This is a genomic window from Stenotrophomonas sp. DDT-1 (assembly GCF_001580555.1).
In the GTDB taxonomy this organism is placed as follows: Bacteria; Pseudomonadota; Gammaproteobacteria; order Xanthomonadales; family Xanthomonadaceae; genus Stenotrophomonas; species Stenotrophomonas sepilia.
In genome coordinates, this window is record NZ_LEKR01000059.1 from 1 (window position 1) to 20,945 (window position 20,945).

Below are 20,945 nucleotides of genomic sequence, written 5' to 3' on the forward strand. Positions count from 1 at the left end.
CCCGCCCGAGGCATGCCTCGGGCCCATGCGGCTGACACCCCGTACTCCGACACCGTCCCGCCTCTGATAGATTCCCGCGATCTGATGGATCCATGCTATGCGTGGATGGAACATGCTATGCGTGGATGGAATCTGTCAGATATCGAAATACATCCGGGGTCAGATCCGGCATGGCGGGCGTCGGATCGTGTCTGGGGCAGAGCCCCCTGAGTCAGGGAGCGGCCGCGAAGCGGCGGGGGTTTGGGTGTTGGTAAGTGGGGCCCGCGGTTCGCGCAGCGAAGCGTGGGAGCGGCAGCGCGCATGCGATGGCGCGTACCGAGGTGCAGGGCTGCAAGCCCTGCACAACAAACCCCACCCCCTACCAAGGTAGGGCGGCCCGCGCGCCAGCGCCGGACTATCCTCGAACCCATGACTTTGTCTGGGAGGGCTGCGTCATGAACTACGAGGAAACCTACCGTCGCTCGATCGACGAGCCGGAGGCGTTCTGGGGCGAGGAAGCCAAGCGCATCCATTGGCACAAACCGCCGCAGCAGGTGCTCGATTACAGCAACCCGCCGTTCCGGCGCTGGTTCGTCGGTGGTGAAACCAATCTCTGCTACAACGCCGTCGACCGCCACCTGGCAACGCGCGCCGACCAGCTCGCGCTGGTTGCGATTTCCACCGAAACCAACAGCACCCGCGAGATCACCTATCGCCAGCTGTATCGCGAAGTGAACGACTTCGCCGCCGTGCTCAAGCATCTCGGCGTCGGCCACGGTGACCGCGTGGTGATCTACATGCCGAACATGGCCGAAGCCGTGTTCGCGATGCTGGCCTGCGCGCGCATCGGTGCGGTGCACTCGGTGGTGTTCGGTGGCTTCGCCGCGCACAACCTGGCGCTGCGCATCGACGATGCGAAGCCGAAGTTGCTGATCGCAGCGGATGCCGGCATGCGCGGTGGCAAGCTGATTCCATACAAGCCGATGGTTGACGCGGCCTGCGCCGAAGCGGCGTCGCCTCCGCCACACGTGCTGATCGTCTCGCGCGGGCTGGATGCCGCCGAACCCCGCGTGCCGGGTCGCGACGTGGACTACGCCACGCTGCGTGCTCAGGTCGGTGAAGTCGACGTGCCGGTGCAGTGGCTGGAAGCGAGCGAGCCGAGCTACCTGCTGTACACCTCCGGCACCACCGGCAAGCCGAAGGGCGTGCAGCGCGATGTCGGTGGTTATGCGGTGGCGATGGCGCAGTCGATGGAGACCGTGTTCGACTGCAAGCCGGGCCAGGTGATGTTCTCCACTTCCGACGTCGGCTGGGCGGTGGGCCACTCGTACAACGTGTACGGCCCGCTGATCGGTGGCTGCACCTCGTTGCTGTACGAGGGGCTGCCGACGAATCCGGACCCGGGTATCTGGTGGGCGCTGTGCGAACAGTACAACGTGCGCACCATGTTCTCCTCACCCACCGCCATCCGCGTGCTGAAGAAGCACGACGCGGACTTCATCCATCGCCACGACCTGCGCGCCCTGAAGTACCTGTTCCTGGCCGGCGAGCCGCTGGACGAACCCACCGCGCACTGGATCAGCGAAGCGCTGGGCAAGCCGATCATCGACAACTACTGGCAGACCGAAACCGGCTGGCCGGCACTGACCCTGCTGCCGGGCCTGGAGATGAAGCCGGTCCGCTTCGGTTCACCGGGCTTCCCCAATCTCGGCTATCGGATGAAGGTGATCGACGAGAACACCGGCGAGGAAGTGGCGCCGGGGCAGAAGGGCGTGCTGGTGGTGTCGCCGCCCTTGCCGCCGGGTTGCATGAGCACGGTGTGGAACGACGACAGCCGTTTCCTGCAGAGCTACTTCAGCCACTTCAAGGAACTGCTGTACAGCTCGCTGGACTGGGCGATCCGCGATGACGATGGCTATACCTTCATCCTCGGCCGTACCGACGATGTGATCAACGTGGCCGGGCATCGTCTGGGTACGCGCGAGATCGAGGAGGCCATCTCCAGCCACCCGCGCGTGGCCGAGGCTGCCGTGATCGGGGTCAAGGACGAGCTGAAGGGGCAGGTGCCGCTGGTGTTCGTCACCCTCAAGCAGGGGCTTGAGGGCGAGGATCCGGCGCCGGTGGTGGCCGAGATGATGGCGACAGTGACGACTTCGCTTGGTGCGGTCGCGCGCCCGGCGCATGTGCACGTGGTCAACGCGCTGCCCAAGACCCGTTCGGGCAAGCTGCTGCGGCGCTCGTTGCAGGCGTTGGCCGAGCAGCGTGACCCGGGCGACCTGTCGACGCTGGATGATCCCAGCGCGCTGGAGGAAATCCGCCGCGCGCTGGGCCGCTGACCTGCTTCTGTAGAGCCGAGCCGATACTCGGCTCCGCATGCCTTGCCAAAGCAGCCGAGCATGGGCTCGGCTCTACAGGGGAGGCCGTTGCTGCACCGCAGCTTCCTCCCTGCAACCGGTGCGCTAAGCTCGGTTGCAGGGGAGCGTGCCCGCCAGGGCGCGCCGGCATTGCGCATCGAGGGAGGGGGAGGCAATGGCATTGCTGCACGCCAAGACGGCGGCTGGCCGTCAGGAAATCGAAGACCGTGGCCGGCGCCTGCCGGCGGCACTGCGTTCAATCCTGCTGATGGTTGATGGCCATCGCGATGACACCGAACTGCGTGGCCTGTTCGATGGCCTGCGCGCACCTCCGGATGCACTGGAGCAGCTGGCCGCACAGGGACTGATCGAGGTGATCGGCGGGAGCGTAGAGGCCGCTCCGGCGCGTGGCATCAGCACCGGCCGCGAACAGGACCCGGCGCTGTACCAGCAGTTGTACGACGCGATGAGCGAGGCGGTGCGGCGCCATCTGGGGCTGAAGGGCTACTTCATGCAGTTGAAGATCGAACGCTGCACCGATGCGCTGGCGCTGGAACGCCTTTGCCCGGAACTGCTGGCGGCGGTGGGCAAGGCGCGCAGCCCGGCGCTGGCCCAGCGCTGGTGGCAGGAAACCCAGTCCGCCGTAGTAAACGCTGGCAAAGAGGTCGTGCAGGCCTGAGCCACCGCGTAAAGTGATCGGTTCACTTTCCCACAAGGAGTCCCGCGTGCAGGACGACCACGATGACACCGACACCCCCGGCTGGGACGCGATCAATGCGGCGCTGGCGCCGCTGTATGCCGGGCAGGAGCCGCGACACTACGGCACCGCGCTTCCCTACACGCTCGGCGGCCAGGATCCGCTGGATGGCATCAGCGTGTACTGGGCGGATGCGCCGGTTCCGCATTGGCACTACATCACCTACGGTTTCTCCGAGCTGTATGCCAAGGAGAGCAGTGATGCTGCCGCCAGCGGCTATGGTTTCGAGCTGACGTTCCGTCTTGCTGCCGAAGCCGCTGAGAACGCCGACAGCACGCCGCCGGTGTGGCCGATGAACCTGCTGCAGAACCTGGCGCGCTATGTGTTCGGCAGCGGCAACGTGTTCGAGGATGGCCACCATCTGAATGCGAACGGCCCGATCGCACTGGAGACCGACACGCGGTTGTGCCACTTGGCCTTCATTGCCGACCCGCAGTTGCCGGCACGCGACACCGCCAATGGCCACCTGCAGTTCCTGCAGCTGGTCGGGCTGACCGATGAGGAGATGGAGGCGGTCAAGCGCTGGTCGACGCGTGGCGTGCTGCAGGCACTGCAGCCGGCGATGCCGCTGTGGATCAGCGACCTGCATCGCGGCAACCTGCTGGAAGATCCGGCATTGGCCGAACGGGTGAGGGCCGGCAGCGAGCGCGAGGGCTCCAGCACCGGCATGCTGTTCGTCGAGACGTTGGACTGGCGGCAGGAGGCGGGCGTCACCACGCTGGTGCTCGGCGCGGGCCAGGTCGCCAGCGTGTGCGAACTGCTGCCGCTGCGCCTGCGCCACGGAAAGTCGCTGGAACTGGTCAGTCGCGAGCGGCAATGGGCGTTCATTCCAGCCGGGCATGGCGACGTGGGCGAACTGTCGGCGGACAGCGCGCGCTGGGCGCTGAGCGAGGCGGGGCTGCGGGCCCTGGCCGGCGTGCGTGCCGAACGTGGCATCTACCCGTTGACGGAGGCGCTGCGCATCGACGTGGTGCCGACCTATCTGCGCGATGCCAAGGGCGAAGTGATCCGCCAGATCGGCTGAGTGTGAGGATGCAACGGATGGGGTCAGAGCCGCCTGCGGTACAGGCGGATCCGACCCCGCGTTTGGCAACCAGCGGGGTCAGATCCGTTCGACACGCAAACGGCCCTGACCCCCGGGTCATCCTCAGGCCAGGCCTTCGGCCTTCAGCGCGGCCTGCACGCCGGCATCGGCGTCCATGCGTGCCCTGTAGGCGGCCAGGTTGTCCAGGCCGGACAGATCAACCTTGGTACCGGCGGCCCAGCGCAGGGTGATGTAGAAGTACGGGTCGGCGAAGCTGCGGAAGCCGGCCAGCCAGGGCTTGTCGGCCAGCTGCCTGTCGGCGGTCTCGAACAGGCCACGCAGGCGCTTGTGCGCGGCGGCGCGGATCGCATCGAACTGGCTCTCGTCGGCGATGAACTTGCCCGGCGCGAACAGCGGCGAGAAGGCCGGGTGCACGTCGGAATTGACGAAGGCCAGCCAGCGGGTGGCTTCGGCGCGCTGGCGCGGACTGCCATCACCGCCGAGGCCGGCCTGCGGGAAGCTGTCGGCGATGTAGCCCATGATCGCGGCGTTCTGCAGCAGCACGAAGTCGCCGTCGACCAGTGCGGGAACGGCACCGGCCGGGTTGATCTTGAGGAATTCCGGACCCTTCAGGGTGTCCTTGTTCAGCAGTTCAACTTCGAACGGCTGGCCGGTCCACTGCAGGGCGATGTGGTCGGCGGTGGAACAGGCACCGGGCTTGCTGTACAGCTTCATGGGAACTCCAGGTGATGCGGGCGGGAAACGCCCACTATCCCAGAGCCCGGCGGCGGCCGGCAACGCTGCCGCCAGCACGGATCGTTACGACTGCCGCGGCTTGAGGTTCTGCACCTTGTAGAAGGTGTGATCGCCGATGGTCGCCACCTGGTAGGCGTTGCGCCAGTTCGGGCTGGCGATGGACAGCGCGGCGAAGTGGCTGGCACCGGGGACGATCTCGCGGCGTTCGCCGGCCGGCAGCGCCCAGTTGCGCTCGGCGTCGAAGGCCACGTTCATCGCTTCGCTCCACGCCGCGTCATTGCCCAGCTGGGTGCCGGGGGAGACGATGGTCGGTGCGAACTGCTTGCGCGCGGTGACCACTTGGCACATCGAGTCGCCCCACAGGCCACTGTCGAGACGGCGCAGGGCAACCTCGGCAACGGCCTGCTGGCCGCGCAGGGTCTGGTCGCGGGCTTCCAGGTAGACGGTGGTGCTCAAACACAGTGAATCAGCGGCCGGCTGAGGCAGCAACTGCGACAGCCAGAGAATCCAGGCCAGTTTCATATAACTAACTCCTTGCTCCGTATGGGCCGCACCCTCCGGTTCCGGCCGCGGGGCGGCAGGAGGCGGGGGACGACTTGGCGTCATGGGGAGGCGGCCATCGGGGCCGCCCCGTGGGCAGCCCCAAAAGAAACGATCAGTACCGATCGTGGGGACTGCGCCGGCTCACCGGAAACTGGCTGGTGAGCGGAAAGATGGCGCAAGGTAGGGGGGCATAGCCGAACGCATCATGAACCGCTCGGCTTGACATTCAGGTTCAACCGGGGTGACGGAAATCACATTCCGTCCCCCATTCAGGCGCTCATCAGAGCGCGGCGGCGACCCGGCTGCCCTGGTCGATGGCGCGTTTCGCATCGAGTTCGGCGGCCACGTCGGCACCACCGATCAGCTGCGCGTTGATGCCGGCCGCCTGCAGTTCGGCCTGCAGCGTGCGGTTCGGTTCCTGCCCGGCGCAGATCACCACATGGTCGACCGGCAGCAGCTGTTCGCTGCCGTCCACGCGGATGCGCAGGCCCTCGTCGTCCACCCCCAGGTACTCGACGCCACCGAGCATGCGCACGCCCTTGGCCTTCAGTGTGGCGCGATGGATCCAGCCGGTGGTCTTGCCCAGCCGCGCGCCTGGCTTGCCCGGGCTGCGCTGCAGCAGCCACAAGCGCCGCGGTGACGGCTCGACCTGGGGCCGGCCCAGCGAGCCGCGTGCCTCGAAGCTGGCATCCACGCCCCATTCGGCCATCCAGCGCTGCGGATCCAGCGAGGGGGATTCACCGGCGTGGCTGAGGAATTCGCCGACATCGAAGCCGATGCCGCCGGCGCCGATGATCGCCGCATTGGCGCCCACTTCGACCCGTCCCAGCAGCACGTCCAGGTAGCTCACCACCTTGTCGTGATCGGCACCGGGGAAATCGACCTTGCGCGGGGTGATGCCGGTGGCCAGCACCACCTCGTCGAAGCCAGCCAGTTGGGAAGCGTCGACGCGGGTACCCAGGCGCAGCTGTACGCCGGTCTCCTGCAGCGCGTGGCGGAAGTAGCGCAGGGTCTCGTGGAACTCTTCCTTGCCGGGGATGCGCTTGGCCACGTTGAACTGGCCGCCGATCTCGTCATTGGCATCGAACAGGGTGACCTGGTGGCCACGCTGGGCAGCGACAGTGGCGCAGGCCAGGCCGGCGGGGCCGGCACCGACCACCGCAACCTTCTTCGGCGTAGCCGTGGGACGATAGACCAGCTCGGTCTCGTGGGCGGCGCGCGGATTGACCAGGCAGCTGGCCAGCTTGTTCTCGAACACGTGGTCCAGGCAGGCCTGGTTGCAGGCGATGCAGGTGTTGATCGCCTCCGCGCGGCCGGCACGGGCCTTGTTCGGCCACTGCGGGTCGGCCAGCAGCGGGCGTGCCAGCGACACCATGTCGGCGCCGCCACCGGCCAGGATGCGTTCGGCAACGTCGGGCATGTTGATGCGGTTGGTCGCCACCAGCGGTACCTTCACATGCGGCTTGAGCTTGGCGGTGACGCCGGCAAAGGCCGCGCGCGGCACCGAGGTGGCGATGGTCGGAATGCGCGCTTCGTGCCAGCCGATGCCGGAATTGATGATCGTTGCGCCAGCCGCCTCGATCGCCTGCGCCTGTTGAACGATCTCGTCCCAGTCGCTGCCGTCGTCGACCAGATCCACCAGTGACAGGCGGTAGATGATGATGAAGTCCGGGCCGCAGGCCTCGCGGATGCGGCGCACGATCTCGACCGCGAAGCGCATGCGCTGGCGCGCGTCGCCGCCCCAGGCATCGGCGCGCTTGTTGGTGCGCGGGGCGATGAACTCGTTGATGAGGTAGCCCTCCGAGCCCATCACTTCCACGCCGTCGTAGCCGGCCTCGCGGGCCAGCTTGGCACTGCGAGCGTAGTCGGCGATATGGCGCTCTACGCCGCTGGCCGACAATGCGCGCGGGGTGAACGGGTTGATCGGTGCCTTCAGCTTCGACGGTGCCACCGACAACGGGTGGTAGGCATAGCGGCCGGCATGCAGCAGCTGCAGGCAGATCTTCGCGCCGTGCTGGTGCGCGGCGGCGGTGAGCTGGCGGTGCGGCCGCACTTCCCAGGGCCAGGACAGCTTGCCACCGAATGGCTTCAACCAACCGACCACATTGGGCGCGAAGCCGCCGGTGACGATCAGGCCGACGCCGCCCTCGGCGCGCTCGGCGAAGTAGGCCGCCAGCCGCGGGAAGTCGCGGGCGCGATCTTCCAGGCCGGTGTGCATCGAACCCATCAATACGCGGTTGCGCAGCTGGGTGAAGCCCAGGTCCAGCGGGGCGAACAGGTGGGGATAGGCGCTTTCGTTGGCTGGCGACATGGTCGATACGCTTGCGTACGGAAGCGCGAAGCGTGCCGCGAAACGGCGGCCGGGGCAAGGGCCGCTTCTTTGGAAGGGCTGGCCGCTGTCTGACGGTTTGGTAGTGCTGGCCGCTGGCCGGCATTCCGGTCAACTCAGGGCGATTGCGGTTGCCGGCCAGCGGCCGGCACTACCGGCGCGGGTCGACCGATCCCGAACCAGCCCAGCGTCATTCCGCACAGCGGCCCGATCAGCAGGGCGAAGGCGAGGGTGCCGAGGCCGACATTGCCGCCCAGGCACCAGCCCAGCAGCAGTACGCTGCCTTCGATCAGGCTGCGCACCTTCCAGATCGGCCAGCCGGTACGAGCATGCAGACCGGTCATCAGACCATCGCGTGGCCCCGGGCCAAGGCGGGCACCGATGTACAGGCCGGTGGCCAGCGCCACCAGCAGCATGCCGCCACAGAACATCGCCAGCTGCCAGCCAAGGCCGACGGCCGGCGGCAGCAGCCACAGCCCGAACTGTGCGGAGGGGCCGATCAGCATCACGTTGAGCACGGTGCCGACGCCCGGCTTCTGCCGCAGCGGCCACCACAGCAGCAGCACCAATGCACCGATGGCATTGGTTGCCAGGCCGAATGACAGCGGCGTCTGCGCAGCGATGCCCTGCGACAGCACATCCCAGGGTGCCACGCCGATGGCGGCACGGATCATCAGCGAGGCGCCGAAGCCGTACAGGAACAGGCCGGTGATCAATTGCAGCAGGCGCAAGGGCAGGGCGGTGGGCATGGCGGTCCGGGGGGGCGAGGATCTGTTTCCACCGTATCGCTGTTTCTGCATCATCCATAGATACAGATGCCGGCCAATCCGTTGCTACAGGTAGCGTCGATCCTGCATGCGGGCGGTTGTGCAGGGCCGAGCCCGTGCTCTGCGGGTGGCGGCAGGCACAGCAGCCGAACGTGGGCTCGGCTCTACATCACCGCGTCAGTCGTCCCAGCCGACCAGCGCCAGCTTGCCTACCGTGCGCCCGCTGGCCAGGCGCTGATGCGCGATGTCCAGGTTGGCCGCATTGATCGTGCCCAGCGTCTCCTTGAGCGTGCCACGCAGCTGGCCGGCATCGATCATGCTGGCCGCACGGCTGAGGATGCGGTGCTGTTCGATACAGTCGGCGGTGGCAAAGCGCGAACGCGCGAACATGAATTCCCAGTGGATGCCGATGCATTTGGCCTTGTAGGGATCGCCGATGCGCAGCGCACCCCGCGGCTCGACGATCAGGCCGACGTGGCCCTGCGGTGCCAGCAGCTGGCCCAGTTCATCCCAGTAGTGGTCGGTGTCGGCCAGATTGAGCGCGACCTGCACCGCATCGATGCCCAGCGCCCGCAACTGGGGCTGCAGTGGCTGCCGATGGTCGATCACATGCGTGGCCCCCATCTGCCGGCACCAGTCGATCGAGGCCTCGCGCGAGGCGGTGGCGATCACCTCGAAACCGGCATGGCGTGCCAGCTGGATCGCCATCGAGCCGACGCCGCCGGCGCCGCCGATCACCAGCAGGTGCTGGCCCACGTGGCGGCGGCCATCGAGCTGCAGCGGCATGCGCTGGAACAGCAGTTCCCAGGCTGTGAGAGTGGTCAACGGCAGCGCGGCCGCTTCAGCGAAATCGAGCGTGGTCGGCTTGCGCGCGACCAGGCGCTCATCAACCCACTGGTACTGGGCGTTGCAGCCCGGCCGGGTAACGTCACCGGCGAAGTAGACCTCGTCACCGGAGGCGAACAGGCTGGCCTCGTCACCGATGGCTTCGACCACGCCGGCTGCGTCCCAGCCGAGCACCCGGGGAACCTCAAGGGTGGCCGGATCGGTGGCGGCCCGCTGCTTGCCATCGACGGGGTTGACCGAAACCGCTTCGATTCGCACCAGCAGATCGCGGCCGCGAGGAGGCAGCGGCGGCGGCAGCAGGACATCACGCAGGGCGGGTGCGTATTCACGACTCAGGGCGACGGCTTTCATCACGGCTCCGGCTGGGTTCGTGATCCCATCATAAGGTTCCTCACGTTTCCTCAGACGCGCTGAACCGTGTGATGCAGCACGTTGCGCAATATGTCGCTTCTCGCGCCTAAACCCCGTCAAACCCTTGCAGCGTGTGGGTCTTGCGGATTTTCATCATCCTGTATAGGGTTTCAACGTCGGACCGGTGGACGGTCGGGCGCAACACTTCACATGTTACGGGACTGTTAACATGGCCTTCACCCGCCTGAGCATAATGTTCGCGGCGGTGGCGTGCTGAATCGGCTGTCGAACATCGACGCACTAGTGCTGGCCCATGCCTCTACCGGTTTCATACCCCCGAAATAGGAGCTGTACTCAATGAACAAGAAGATCCTTACTGCCGCGCTGCTGGGCGGCCTGGCTTTCGCCCAGGCAGCTTCGGCGCAGGAGTTCGATGACCGCTGGTACCTGACCGGTTCGGCCGGCTTCAACTTCCAGGACAGCGACCGTCTGACCAATGACGCTCCGTTCGTGACCCTGGGCCTGGGTAAGTTCATCAGCCCGAACTGGTCGCTGGACGGTGAGCTGAACTACCAGAACCCGAACTTCGACAGCAACCAGGACCTGAACTGGTCGCAGTACGGCGTCTCGCTGGACCTGCGTCGCCACTTCATCAAGGAAGGCCGCGGCTGGAACCCGTACATCGTCGGTGGCCTGGGCTACCAGAAGTCGGAAGAAGAGTACGCTGCGCTCGACAACAACGGCCCGCGCCAGCGTAAGGACGGCAACCTGGCCGCCAAGCTGGGCGTCGGCCTGCAGACCACCTTCGAGAAGCGTGTTGCTGTCCGCGCCGAAGTGGCCTACCGCGCTGACTTCGACGACCAGAGCATCGCCGCACGTGACGAGAGCTGGTTCGGCGACGTGCTGGCTTCGGTCGGCGTCGTGATCCCGCTGGGCCCGGCTCCGGTCGCGGCTGCTCCGGCTCCGGCTCCGGTTGCCCCGAGCTGCGCCGACCTGGACGACGACGGTGACGGCGTCAACAACTGCGACGACAAGTGCCCGAACTCGCAGCCGGGTCAGACCATCGGTCCGGACGGTTGCCCGGTTCCGGTCTCCATCGACCTGAAGGGCGTCAACTTCGACTTCGACAAGTCGAACCTGCGTCCGGACGCCGTGGCGATCCTGAGCGAAGCCACCGAGATCCTGAAGCGTTACCCGGATCTGCGCGTTGAAGTTGCCGGTCACACCGACTCGAAGGGTACCGACGCTTACAACCAGAAGCTGTCGGAGCGTCGTGCTACCGCCGTGTACAACTACCTGACCAAGAACGGCGTTGACGCCGGTCGCCTGGTCGGCCCGATCGGCTACGGCGAGAGCCGTCCGATTGCTCCGAACACCAACCCGGATGGTTCGGACAACCCGGAAGGTCGCGCCAAGAACCGTCGTACCGAGCTGAACGTCCAGAACTAAGTTCTGACGCTCTGCCCGTAGGACACAGCAGGACCCGGCTTCGGCCGGGTCTTGTTGTTTCTGCGGCCAGGAAGCTCGCCTGTGACGCGGCAACACAACCGTTCGTCGGTCTTTTGTCCGTAAAACCAACAAGTTGTCGTATTCATTGAAAGTGGCGCTTGAAAGCTGACGCGGCATTGCTAAACTCGCCGCGTCACTTCCTTCCGTGGATGCCCCTCATGCTGCGCTCTGCATCGGCCGCCGTCCTGGCGCTGGCCCTGGTTCCCGCCGCCCACGCTGCGGTCGATTGCTCGGTCAACACCAGCGCCTCGCCGCTGCCGTTGCCGGCCACGACCATCGCGCCAGTGGCCGACGAGCTGTACATCCGTGGCAACCAGCTGGGCATGCCGGCCGGTGTGCTGAGCAGCAACTACGACCCGTCGCAGTCGCTGGACCAGGTGCTGCAGCGCCTGCGCATCGACGGCTGCCAGAACATCGCCAAGGCCATTCCGAGCGCACCGGCGGTGAAGCCGAACGATCCGGCGGCCTACAAGCCGCAGACCGAATTCGACAACACGCCCTGGCGCTTCGACATGAGCCAGAACGGCAAGCGCATGACCGCCGAAGAGTTCGACGCCTGGATGAAGGCGCGCGGCGTTCGCGTGGTCAAGGCGCGTCCGGCTCCGGCCGCCACTCCGGCCCCGGCCGAAGCACCGGCTGAGACCAAGCCGGTCGACAAGAAGTAAGCGCCGCGGGGAGCAGAGGCTTGCGCACGCGCCGCCCGCCTGCCGCCCCCGCCGCCCGCTCCCGCGCACCGCGTGGGCGTGCGACTCCGAATGTATCCAGTGGCGTGCGCCATGGCCTGGCGCGCGTGCTGTCCAAGGCGGGTGTGTGCTCGCGCAGCGAGGCCGCGCGCTGGATTGCCGAAGGCCGCGTACGGGTGTCCGGCCGCATCGTGCGCGACCCGGAATTTCCGATTGGCCAGCCGGTGCCGCCGATCGAGGTCGACGGCCAGCCGATGGGGGCGCCGCAGCGCCTGTACCTGATGCTCAACAAGCCGCGCGGGGTGGTCACCACGGCGCAGGACGAGCGTGGTCGCGACACCGTGTATCGCTGCTTCGATGGTGCCGGCCTGCCGTGGATCGCGCCGGTCGGGCGCCTGGACAAGGCCAGCGAAGGCTTGCTGTTGTTCAGCAATGATCCGCAGTGGGCGGCGCACCTGACCGATCCGGAGACCGGCCCGCAGAAGACCTATCACGTGCAGGTGGATCGTCTGCCCGATGACGCCACCCTGGCGGCACTGCAGACCGGGGTGGAGGATGAGGGGGATTTCCTCGCCGCCCGTGCCGTGCGCGTACTGCGCAGTGGCGACAAGACCGCATGGCTGGAGGTGGTCCTCGACGAGGGCCGCAACCGCCATATCCGCCGCCTGTTGGCGGCCTTCGACCTGCAGGTGCTGCGCCTGGTCCGGGTCGCGATCGGTGGGCTGCTGCTCGGCGATCTCGGCAAGGGCCAGTGGCGGGTTCTGCAGGTCAGCGACCAGCAGCGGCTGGGGGCCGCTGCACCGGGCTGATCATCGCCCGTGGCCGGCAGTTGCCGGCCGCCGTTCCAGGCGTAGGGGGCGCCTGGCTGTCGACTTTCCCGAACGGAGCCTGCCATGTACCACCCGACCCTCAATCAAACCCTGCGCTGTGCAGGCCTGCTGCTGCCGATGGTGCTGCTGGCCGCCTGCGGCGGCCACAAGAAGGTGGCCAAGGCGGAAACGCCTGCCGAGACCCCGGTGGTGGAAGTGAAAACCCCGGAGCTGGATGGTCGCGGCAGTTACCGCTTCCTGATGAGCAACGGCGACAAGAAGATGACCGCCGATGAGTTCGATGCCTGGATGAAGGCCAACGGCATCCGCGTTGCCAAGGGCAATGGCCAGGACGCTGCCGCCAAGCCGGTAGTGGTTGCCAGCAAGGAAGAGCCGAAGGGCAAGAAGAAAAAGAAGTGACGCGCGTCGCGCGTCATTTCGGTAGCGCCGGGCCGTGCCCGGCGAGCGCATGGCGCGGCTTTCGGGAAATCGCCGGGCATGGCCCGGCGCTACCCCTGGGGATCCGACCCCGGCCGTGATCAGCCCTTGACCACGCCCAGTTCGACACCGATGCGGGTGAAGGCGTCGATTGCCCGGTCCAGGTGCTCGCGGCTGTGCGCAGCGCTGATCTGGGTACGGATGCGGGCCTGGCCCTTGGGCACCACCGGGAAGAAGAAACCGATAGCGTAGATGCCTTCTTCCAGCAGGCGCTCGGCGAACTTCTGCGCCAACGGTGCGTCATACAGCATCACCGGGCTGATCGGATGCACGCCCGGCTTCACGTCGAAACCGGCGGCGGTCATCTTTTCGCGGAAGTAGGCGGTGTTCTCGGCCAGGGTGCTGCGCAGGTCGTCAGCGGCCGCCAGCATTTCGAACGCCTTGATGCCGGCGGCTACCACGTGCGGCGGCAGCGAGTTGGAGAACAGGTACGGGCGCGAGCGCTGGCGCAGCAGTTCGATCACCTCGGCGCTGGCGCAGGTGAAGCCGCCCAGTGCGCCACCCATGGCCTTGCCCAGAGTGCCGGTGATGATGTCGATCTTCTCCAGCACGCCCTTGACCTCGGCCGAGCCGCGGCCGGTGGCACCGAGGAAGCCGGTGGCATGGCATTCGTCGATGTGTACCAGGGCGTTGTACTTCTTTGCCAGCGCGGTGATCTCGTCCAACGGCGCGATGAAGCCGTCCATTGAGAACACGCCGTCGGTGGTGATCAGCTTGGTCTTGCAGCCGGCGGCATCGGCGGCCTGCAGCTGGGCTTCCAGATCGGCCATGTCACAGTTGGCGTAGCGGAAGCGCTTGGCCTTGCACAGACGCACGCCGTCGATGATCGAAGCATGGTTCAGTGCATCGGAAATGATCGCGTCGTTCTCGCCAAGCAGCGGCTCGAACAGGCCGCCGTTGGCATCGAAGCAGGCCGCGTACAGGATGGTGTCCTGCTTGCCGAAGAAGTCGGCGATCTGCTTCTCCAGCTGCTTGTGCAGGTCCTGGGTGCCGCAGATGAAGCGCACCGAGGCCATGCCGAAGCCGTGGGTATCGAGTGCGTCCTTGGCGGCCTGGATCAGGTCCGGATGGTCGGCCAGTCCCAGGTAGTTGTTGGCACAGAAATTCAGCACCTTGCGGCCGTCGTCGAGGGTGATCTCGGCCGACTGCGGGCTGGTGATGATCCGCTCGGACTTGAACAGGCCCTGGGCGCGGATGGCGTCCAGTTCCTCGGCGTAGTGGCGGGTCAGGGCGGAGGAGGCGTCGGTCATGGCGTGGGCACGGCTCTGAACGGGAAACCGCCGATTCTACCGGGCATCGCCGCTTGCCAACCGACCCGGGCGGGGCATCGCCACGGCGGACACATGTTGCATCGCAATAGCAAACGGGTTAAAAATTCGTGAACCGGCGCTGTCCCGCTCCGGCCGCTCTCGCCTTCCGCGCCACGCCACCGCCCCCACCGGAGACGCTCATGAAGCACGCCCGTGCCTGCCTCGCCATTGCCGCTGCCTTGACCCTGGCCGCCCCGTTCACCGCCAGTGCGCAGGAAAACGAATCGCCGTACAGCTGGAACGTCACCGCCGTTTCCGATTACCTGTTCCGTGGTGTCTCGCAGACCGACGAAAAGCCGACCCTGCAGGCCGGTTTCACCTACACCTCGCCGGTCGGCCTGTATGCCGGTGTCTGGGGTTCGGGCGTCGACTTCGGTCCGGGCGACCCGAGCACTGAGGTGGACTACCAGATCGGCTACGGCGTTGACGTCACGCCCCGCGTCAATTTCGACGCGCTGCTGAACCGCTACACCTACCTCGGTGCCAGCGAGCTGAACTACAACGAGCTGATCACCACCACCACGCTGGACGAGACCTACAAGCTGACGGTGGCCTACACCAACGATGTCTGGAACAGCAGCACCGATGGCTGGTACTTCGGCCTGGGCGGCAGCTGGGGCCTGCCGAAGGACTTCACCCTGAATGCCAACGTCGGCCGCAGCACCTTCGAGGACGGCATCGCCAAGGACTATACCGACTGGAACGTCGGCGTCGAACGCCAGTTCGGCCTGTTCAACGTCGGCCTCGGCTACTACGGCACCGACGGCAACGGTCGCGACAACTCCGGCAAGCTGGCACACAGCCGCGTGCTGCTGACCGTGGCCGTCGGCAAGTAACGCCGCAGGCGTTACGGCAGGTGCCAGGCTTGCCTGGCACGCATTGCGAAAAAGGCGCCCATCGGGCGCCTTTTTCAGTTCCGCGGTGTTCTTGATCCCATCTGGGGAAGAGCCCCCTTGTTGTTCAAGGGGGCGCGCCAAAGGCGCGGGGATAAGGAAACATGCGGGGGAATTGACCCTTCGGGTCAATTCCAGCTGAGCACGACCTTGCCGGCCTTGCCTTCTTCCATCAGGTCGAAGCCCTTCTGGAAGTCGTCGATCGGCAGCTGGTGGGTCATCACCTTGCCGAGCGGGAAGCCGGACAGCACCAGCTGGGTCATCTTGTACCAGGTCTCATACATCTTGCGGCCGTAGATGCCCTGCACGGTCAGGCCCTTGAAGATGATCTTGTCCCAGTCGCAGCCGGCACCCTTGGGCATGATGCCCAGCATGGCGATCTTGCCACCGTGGTACATGCAGTCGAGCATGTCGTTGAACGCACGCGGGTTGCCGCTCATTTCCAGGCCCACATCGAAGCCCTCCATGTGCAGTTCCTTCATCACGTCCTTCAGCGACTGGTTGGCGACGTTGACCACGCGGGTGGCACCCATGTCGGCGGCCAGCTTCAGGCGGAAGTCGTTGACGTCGGTCACCACCACGTTGCGCGCACCGATGTGCTTGCAGATGCCGGCGGCGATGATGCCGATCGGGCCCGCGCCGGTGATCAGCACGTCCTCACCGATCACGTCGAATTCCAGTGCGCAGTGCGCAGCGTTGCCGTACGGGTCGAAGAACGCGGCCAGCTCCGACGGGATCTGGTCCGGGATCGGCCACAGGTTGCTGGCCGGCATCACCATGTATTCGGCAAAGGCACCATTGACGTTGACGCCGATGCCGACGGTGTTCGGGCACAGGTGCGGGCGGCCGCCACGGCAGTTGCGGCAGTGGCCGCAGACGATGTGGCCTTCGGCCGAGACGCGCTGGCCGATCTCGTAGCCGGTCACGCCCGGGCCGATTTCGGCAATGCGGCCGACGAATTCATGGCCGATGGTCAGGCCCGGCTTGATCGTGCGCTGGCTCCACTCGTCCCACAGGTAGATGTGCAGGTCGGTACCGCAGATCGCGGTCTTCTCGAGCTTGATCAACACCTGGTTGGGGCCCGGAGTCGGCACCGGAACCTCTTCCATCCAGATGCCCTTGGCTGCTTCGCGCTTGACCAGGGCCTTCATCGTTTGCTGCGCCATCGGGGTGGAACTCATCAGGGGGAAAGCGCGGATTATAGGGTGCCGCGCGGATTTCCCATGTTGCGCTGCGGGTGCAGTGGCGGAACGAAAGACGTGCGCCGGCGGGCGTTTCGAACGTGCTGCAAACAGCAGCGCCGCTTCGCTCGCCGGGCATGGCTCGGCGCTACCGTCCGAGGCCAGGGGACTGTGGGGAGGCGAGAGGCCAGGCCGATGCAGGACCGTGAGCGCCATGGATGGCGCGACCGAGCCCCCATGGGTGAGGGCGCTTTGCTTGCGAAGCACTGCTTCGCAAGCGCCAGAACGCACAGCCGCCAGCGGCTGGGCCGGGCCGCGGAGCGGGGTTTACGGCGTGTCCTGCATCGGCCTGGCCTCCCGCCTCCGTCCGATCGCAGTGGAGACGCTGAACGGTGGAAGCATCCGATTGCATGACTTCCGGGGTTCGGGCCGGGGCAGGGCGGCGGGCTACAATCGAGGGTTCCACTACCAGGGGCCGCTCCATGCGCTCGAACCTGCTTGCATTTTCCATCGTCGCCAGCCTTGGGCTGGTCCAGGTCGCCCACGCCGCAGAAGGCATGTGGGTGCCGCAGCAGCTGCCGGAAATCGCCGGGCCGCTGCAGAAGGCCGGCCTGAAGCTGTCCCCGGAGCAGCTGGCCAACCTGACCGGTGACCCGATGGGTGCGGTGGTTGCGCTGGGCGGCTGCACCGCCAGCTTCGTCTCGCCGCAGGGCCTGGTGGTCACCAACCACCACTGCGCGTATGGCGCCATCCAGCTCAATTCGACCGCGCAGAAGAACCTGATCAAGGACGGCTTCAACGCGCCGACCCTGAAGGACGAACTGAGCGCCGGCCCGAACGCCCGCGTGTTCGTGCTCGACCAGATCACCGACGTCACCGCCCAGGCCAAGGCCGCCATCGCCGCCGCCGGCAACGACCCGCTGGCCCGCAGTCGCGCGCTGGACGCCTTCGACAAGGCCCAGGTTGCCGCCTGTGAAGCCGATGCCGGGTTCCGCTGCCGCCTGTACAGCTTCTCCGGCGGCAACACCTATCGCCTGTTCCGCAACATGGAAATCAAGGACGTGCGCCTGGTCTACGCGCCCCCGGGCAGCGTCGGCAAGTTCGGCGGCGACGTCGACAACTGGATGTGGCCGCGCCACACCGGCGATTTCTCGTTCTACCGCGCCTACGTCGGCAAGGACGGCAAGCCGGCCGCCTTCGCCGCCGACAACGTGCCGTACCAGCCCAAGCACTTCCTGAAGTTCGCCGACCAGCCGCTGGGCGCCGACGACTTCGTGATGGTGGCCGGCTACCCGGGCCGCACCAACCGCTACGCGCTGGCCGGTGAGTTCAACGAAACCGCCAGCTTCACCTACCCGACCATCGCCAAGCACTACAACGCCGTGCTGAAGATGATCGCCGACGCCGGCAAGGCCGACGCCGACGTCAAGGTGAAGTACGCCGCCACCGCCGCCAGCATGAACAACGTGGCCAAGAACTACCTGGGCCAGCTGGAAGGCTTCAAGCGCATCGACGCCGCCGGCCAGAAACAGGCGGAAGAGGCCGCCGTGCTGGCGTGGCTGAAGAAGCAGGGCGCTGCCGGCAAGCCCGCGCTGGCCGCACATGCGCAGCTGCTCAAGCATCTGGATACCAGCAAGTCGACCCGCGAACGCGACCTGTTCGTCGGCCAGTTCAACAACACCTCGGCCGTTGGCGCGGCGATCACCCTGTACCGCCTGTCGATCGAGCGCAGCAAGCCGGATGCCGAGCGCGAAGCCGGTTACCAGGAGCGCGACCTGACCACCATTGAAGGTGGCCTGAAGCAGATGGACCGCCGCTACGTGGCGAAGATGGACCAGCAGCTGCAGGCCTACTGGCTGGAGCAGTACGTGGCCCTGCCGGCCGCGCAGCGCGACAATGAAGTGCTGAACAAGTGGCTGGCCGGCAGCGATGCCAACGCAGTCAAGGCGCTGGTGGGCAAGCTGTCGGGCACCGAGCTCGGCAGCCTGGACGCACGCCTGAAATGGTTCAAGGCCGACCGTGCCGCATTTGAAGCCAGCAGCGATCCGGCCATCCAGTACGCCGTGGCTGTCATGCCGGCACTGCTGAAGCAGGAAGAGCAGAAGAAGATCCGCGAAGGCGAATCGCTGACCGCGCGTCCGCTGTACCTGCAGGCCGTGGCCGACTACAAGAAGAGCCAGGGCGAGTTCGTCTACCCGGACGCCAACCTGTCGCTGCGCATCACCTTCGGCAACGTCATGGGCTACGGCAAGGACGGCGTGAAGTACACCCCGTTCACCACCCTGGAAGGCGTGGCGGCGAAGGAAACCGGTGAAGATCCGTTCGATTCGCCGAAGGCGCTGCTCGACGCGGTCAAGGCCAAGCGTTATGGCGGCCTGGAAGACAAGCGCATCGGTTCGGTGCCGGTGAACTTCCTGTCCAACCTGGACATCACCGGTGGCAACTCGGGTTCGCCGGTGCTGGACGCCAACGGCAGGCTGGTCGGCCTGGCATTCGACGGCAACTGGGAATCGGTCAGCTCCAACTGGGTGTTCGACCCGGTGATGACCCGCATGATCGCCGTCGACAGCCGCTACATGCAGTGGATCATGCAGGAAGTGGCGCCGGCGCCGCAGCTGCTGAAGGAACTGAACCTGGCGAAATAAACCGGTTGCGGTAGTGCCGGCCGCTGGCCGGCAACCTCGACCAGACAGCCGGAGTTCTCGAAACCCCGCGACCCACGTCGCGGGGTTTTTTCATGCCCGCCCCGACCCGGTGCGCCGAACAGGTATCATCCGTGTTCCGCGCACTTCACAGGATGTGAACGAAACGCGGGAACCTCCTCCCCCCAGGACCCCTTGCACGCATGCGCATCCTGCTTGCCCGCCACGGCGAAACGCCGTGGAACGCCGAAGGCCGCTACCAGGGCCAGATCGACATCCCGCTGTCGCCGATCGGCGAAGCCCAGGCCCAGGCACTGGGTGCCCGCCTGGCCTCGGTCGACATTACCCGTGCCGTCGCTTCGCCGCTGTCGCGCGCGCAGCGCACCGCGCAGCTGGCGCTTGGCGCCGCACGTGCCGACATGCTGCTGACCGAGCCGGAACTGCAGGAAATCGCCCACGGCGAATGGGAAGGGCTGCTGGCCAGCGAGATCCACGAGAAGGATCCGTCGCGCCTGCAGGCCTGGCGCGAGGAGCCGGATACCGTGCTGATGCCCGGCGGCGAATCGCTGCGCCTGGTGCTGGAGCGCAGCTGGCGCGGCCTGGCCCGCGCCACCGACGGCCTCGGCGAGCACGACACCCTGCTGGTGGTCGCCCACGACGCGGTGAACCGCGTGATCCTGTGCAAGGTGCTGGGCCTGCCGATCTCCCGCCTGTGGACCTTCCGCCAGGCACCGACCACGCTCAACCTGCTCGAAGGCGCCGACCTTGACAGCCTGGAAGTGGTGCGCCTGAACGACTGCGCCCACCACACGCCGTTCTTCGGCGAAGCCAAGCACCGCGCACTCTGATCGATCCCCTCGCACCAACTGCTTCTGCTGGAACCGCTGCCGTGACGAACACCCCGACCACCCTGGCCGACTGGCTGGACTACATTGAACGCCAGCACCCGGCGACCATCGACATGGGCCTGGAGCGCGTGCGCGCCGTGGCCACCGCGATGGGCCTGGGGGCGCCGGGCAAGCGCACCATGGTGGTCGGTGGCACCAACGGCAAGGGCTCCACCGTGGCCTTCATCGAAGCCATTGCACGTGCCGCCGGCTGGAAGGTCGGCGCGTACACCTCGCCGCACCTGCTGCGCTACAACGAGCGCGTGCGCATCGACGGCCAGGACGTGGACGATGCCGCGCTGGTCGCTGCGTTCAGTGCGGTCGAGGCCGCGCGTGGCGAGACCACGCTGACCTATTTCGAGTACGGCACGCTGGCTGCGCTGCAGCTGTTCGCCGACGCCGGGCTGGACCTGGCGGTGCTGGAAGTGGGCCTGGGCGGCCGCCTGGATGCGGTCAACATCGTCGACGCCGACGTGGCGGTGATCACCACCGTGGACATCGACCACGCCGAATGGCTGGGCGAGGACCGCGAGGCGATCGGCACCGAGAAGGCCGGCATCATCCGCGGCTGGAAGCCGGTGATCCTGGGCGAGACCGACCCGCCCTCGAGCGTGCTCGCGCGTGCCTACCTGGTCGGTGCCAACGCGATCCGCGGCGGCAGCGATTACTTCTACGAGCCGATCGACGCCCAGCGCTGGCGCTGGCGCGATGTCGGCCTGCGCATGGAACTGCCGACCCCGGCGCTGGCCGGCCCGATCCAGCTGGCCAATGCCGGTGCGGCCATCGCCGCGCTGCGCGCGCTGGACAAGCCGGTGCCGCGCGCGGCG

18 protein-coding genes are annotated in these 20,945 nt (G+C 66.7%); 11 read left to right on the forward strand and 7 right to left on the reverse strand.

Translation table 11 applies throughout. From position 1 onward, the window contains the following. Positions 1 to 434 precede the first annotated feature (434 nt). The 3 genes from prpE (at position 435) to AB839_RS19395 (ending at position 4,114) form a co-directional block, all read left to right on the forward strand. Complete coding sequence (prpE, locus tag AB839_RS19385; RefSeq protein WP_061480595.1) at positions 435 to 2,315, forward strand: propionate--CoA ligase; 1,881 nt, start codon at positions 435 to 437, stop codon at positions 2,313 to 2,315. A gap of 193 nt (positions 2,316 to 2,508) precedes the next feature. Beyond that, the gene (locus tag AB839_RS19390; RefSeq protein ID WP_005415431.1) at positions 2,509 to 3,012 is read left to right on the forward strand and encodes a hypothetical protein; all 504 of its coding nucleotides are present in this window, start codon (positions 2,509 to 2,511) and stop codon (positions 3,010 to 3,012) included. Between the two features lie 46 nt (positions 3,013 to 3,058). Further along, on the forward strand, positions 3,059 to 4,114 hold the full coding sequence (locus tag AB839_RS19395; RefSeq protein WP_061480596.1) for a suppressor of fused domain protein: 1,056 nt from the start codon (positions 3,059 to 3,061) through the stop codon (positions 4,112 to 4,114). Between the two features lie 123 nt (positions 4,115 to 4,237). On the opposite strand, the gene AB839_RS19400 is transcribed toward AB839_RS19395, so the two are convergent. The 5 genes from AB839_RS19400 to AB839_RS19420 all read right to left on the reverse strand — a co-directional run bounded on the left by AB839_RS19400 (position 4,238) and on the right by AB839_RS19420 (position 9,706). Beyond that, on the reverse strand, positions 4,238 to 4,849 hold the full coding sequence (locus AB839_RS19400; RefSeq protein WP_061480597.1) for a glutathione S-transferase N-terminal domain-containing protein: 612 nt from the start codon (positions 4,847 to 4,849) through the stop codon (positions 4,238 to 4,240). An 84-nt stretch (positions 4,850 to 4,933) separates the two neighbouring features. After that, the gene (locus tag AB839_RS19405) at positions 4,934 to 5,392 is read right to left on the reverse strand and encodes a cell wall hydrolase (protein WP_004154513.1); all 459 of its coding nucleotides are present in this window, start codon (positions 5,390 to 5,392) and stop codon (positions 4,934 to 4,936) included. 301 nt (positions 5,393 to 5,693) lie between these two features. After that, positions 5,694 to 7,724 carry an NADPH-dependent 2,4-dienoyl-CoA reductase gene (locus AB839_RS19410; protein WP_061480598.1) on the reverse strand — a complete coding sequence of 677 codons (2,031 nt, stop codon included), beginning with the start codon at positions 7,722 to 7,724 and terminating at the stop codon, positions 5,694 to 5,696. Between the two features lie 134 nt (positions 7,725 to 7,858). Then, entirely contained in the window at positions 7,859 to 8,491 is a 633-nt protein-coding gene (locus AB839_RS19415) for a membrane protein (RefSeq protein ID WP_061480599.1), read from the reverse strand. A gap of 195 nt (positions 8,492 to 8,686) precedes the next feature. Next, positions 8,687 to 9,706: a zinc-binding alcohol dehydrogenase family protein gene (locus tag AB839_RS19420; protein ID WP_061480600.1), complete on the reverse strand. Its 1,020-nt coding sequence runs from the start codon at positions 9,704 to 9,706 to the stop codon at positions 8,687 to 8,689. A 357-nt stretch (positions 9,707 to 10,063) separates the two neighbouring features. Between AB839_RS19420 and AB839_RS19425 the strand changes: the two genes are divergently transcribed. The 4 genes from AB839_RS19425 to AB839_RS19440 all read left to right on the forward strand — a co-directional run bounded on the left by AB839_RS19425 (position 10,064) and on the right by AB839_RS19440 (position 13,127). Beyond that, positions 10,064 to 11,155, forward strand: a complete 1,092-nt coding sequence (locus AB839_RS19425) for an OmpA family protein (protein ID WP_061480601.1) — start codon at positions 10,064 to 10,066, stop codon at positions 11,153 to 11,155. Between the two features lie 218 nt (positions 11,156 to 11,373). Then, positions 11,374 to 11,880 (forward strand): hypothetical protein, encoded by a 507-nt coding sequence (locus AB839_RS19430; protein ID WP_005408235.1) that lies wholly within the window; start codon positions 11,374 to 11,376, stop codon positions 11,878 to 11,880. 20 nt (positions 11,881 to 11,900) lie between these two features. After that, positions 11,901 to 12,707, forward strand: a complete 807-nt coding sequence (locus AB839_RS19435) for a pseudouridine synthase (protein ID WP_061480602.1) — start codon at positions 11,901 to 11,903, stop codon at positions 12,705 to 12,707. A gap of 84 nt (positions 12,708 to 12,791) precedes the next feature. Beyond that, a complete protein-coding gene (locus AB839_RS19440; RefSeq protein ID WP_005415439.1) occupies positions 12,792 to 13,127 on the forward strand; it encodes a hypothetical protein in 336 nt (111 codons plus the stop codon). A 119-nt stretch (positions 13,128 to 13,246) separates the two neighbouring features. On the opposite strand, the gene kbl is transcribed toward AB839_RS19440, so the two are convergent. Next, complete coding sequence (kbl, locus tag AB839_RS19445) at positions 13,247 to 14,455, reverse strand: glycine C-acetyltransferase (protein WP_005415440.1); 1,209 nt, start codon at positions 14,453 to 14,455, stop codon at positions 13,247 to 13,249. Positions 14,456 to 14,655: 200 nt separating this feature from the next. Here kbl and AB839_RS19450 point away from each other — a divergent pair, with 200 nt between their 5' ends. Further along, entirely contained in the window at positions 14,656 to 15,351 is a 696-nt protein-coding gene (locus tag AB839_RS19450) for a TorF family putative porin (protein ID WP_061480603.1), read from the forward strand. A gap of 185 nt (positions 15,352 to 15,536) precedes the next feature. Here AB839_RS19450 and tdh read toward each other — a convergent pair whose 3' ends face one another. Continuing rightward, positions 15,537 to 16,559 (reverse strand): L-threonine 3-dehydrogenase, encoded by a 1,023-nt coding sequence (gene tdh, locus AB839_RS19455; RefSeq protein WP_005415442.1) that lies wholly within the window; start codon positions 16,557 to 16,559, stop codon positions 15,537 to 15,539. Between the two features lie 512 nt (positions 16,560 to 17,071). Here tdh and AB839_RS19460 point away from each other — a divergent pair. The 3 genes from AB839_RS19460 to AB839_RS19470 form a co-directional block, all read left to right on the forward strand. Beyond that, positions 17,072 to 19,234 (forward strand): S46 family peptidase, encoded by a 2,163-nt coding sequence (locus tag AB839_RS19460; protein WP_061480604.1) that lies wholly within the window; start codon positions 17,072 to 17,074, stop codon positions 19,232 to 19,234. A 200-nt stretch (positions 19,235 to 19,434) separates the two neighbouring features. Next, entirely contained in the window at positions 19,435 to 20,079 is a 645-nt protein-coding gene (locus AB839_RS19465; RefSeq protein WP_005415444.1) for a histidine phosphatase family protein, read from the forward strand. 41 nt (positions 20,080 to 20,120) lie between these two features. Further along, positions 20,121 to 20,945: Mur ligase family protein (locus AB839_RS19470; protein ID WP_061480605.1), on the forward strand; the 825-nt coding region annotated here is incomplete at its 3' end.

Coding starts and splice junctions, on each gene's coding strand:
- prpE (WP_061480595.1), top strand. CDS start 435: ATGAACTACGAGGAAACCTACCGTCGCTCGATCGACGAGCCGGAGGCG.
- AB839_RS19390 (WP_005415431.1), top strand. CDS start 2,509: ATGGCATTGCTGCACGCCAAGACGGCGGCTGGCCGTCAGGAAATCGAA.
- AB839_RS19400 (WP_061480597.1), bottom strand. CDS start 4,849: ATGAAGCTGTACAGCAAGCCCGGTGCCTGTTCCACCGCCGACCACATC.
- AB839_RS19405 (WP_004154513.1), bottom strand. CDS start 5,392: ATGAAACTGGCCTGGATTCTCTGGCTGTCGCAGTTGCTGCCTCAGCCG.
- AB839_RS19410 (WP_061480598.1), bottom strand. CDS start 7,724: ATGTCGCCAGCCAACGAAAGCGCCTATCCCCACCTGTTCGCCCCGCTG.
- AB839_RS19415 (WP_061480599.1), bottom strand. CDS start 8,491: ATGCCCACCGCCCTGCCCTTGCGCCTGCTGCAATTGATCACCGGCCTG.
- AB839_RS19420 (WP_061480600.1), bottom strand. CDS start 9,706: ATGAAAGCCGTCGCCCTGAGTCGTGAATACGCACCCGCCCTGCGTGAT.
- AB839_RS19425 (WP_061480601.1), top strand. CDS start 10,064: ATGAACAAGAAGATCCTTACTGCCGCGCTGCTGGGCGGCCTGGCTTTC.
- AB839_RS19430 (WP_005408235.1), top strand. CDS start 11,374: ATGCTGCGCTCTGCATCGGCCGCCGTCCTGGCGCTGGCCCTGGTTCCC.
- AB839_RS19440 (WP_005415439.1), top strand. CDS start 12,792: ATGTACCACCCGACCCTCAATCAAACCCTGCGCTGTGCAGGCCTGCTG.
- kbl (WP_005415440.1), bottom strand. CDS start 14,455: ATGACCGACGCCTCCTCCGCCCTGACCCGCCACTACGCCGAGGAACTG.
- AB839_RS19450 (WP_061480603.1), top strand. CDS start 14,656: ATGAAGCACGCCCGTGCCTGCCTCGCCATTGCCGCTGCCTTGACCCTG.
- tdh (WP_005415442.1), bottom strand. CDS start 16,559: ATGAAGGCCCTGGTCAAGCGCGAAGCAGCCAAGGGCATCTGGATGGAA.
- AB839_RS19460 (WP_061480604.1), top strand. CDS start 17,072: ATGCGCTCGAACCTGCTTGCATTTTCCATCGTCGCCAGCCTTGGGCTG.
- AB839_RS19465 (WP_005415444.1), top strand. CDS start 19,435: ATGCGCATCCTGCTTGCCCGCCACGGCGAAACGCCGTGGAACGCCGAA.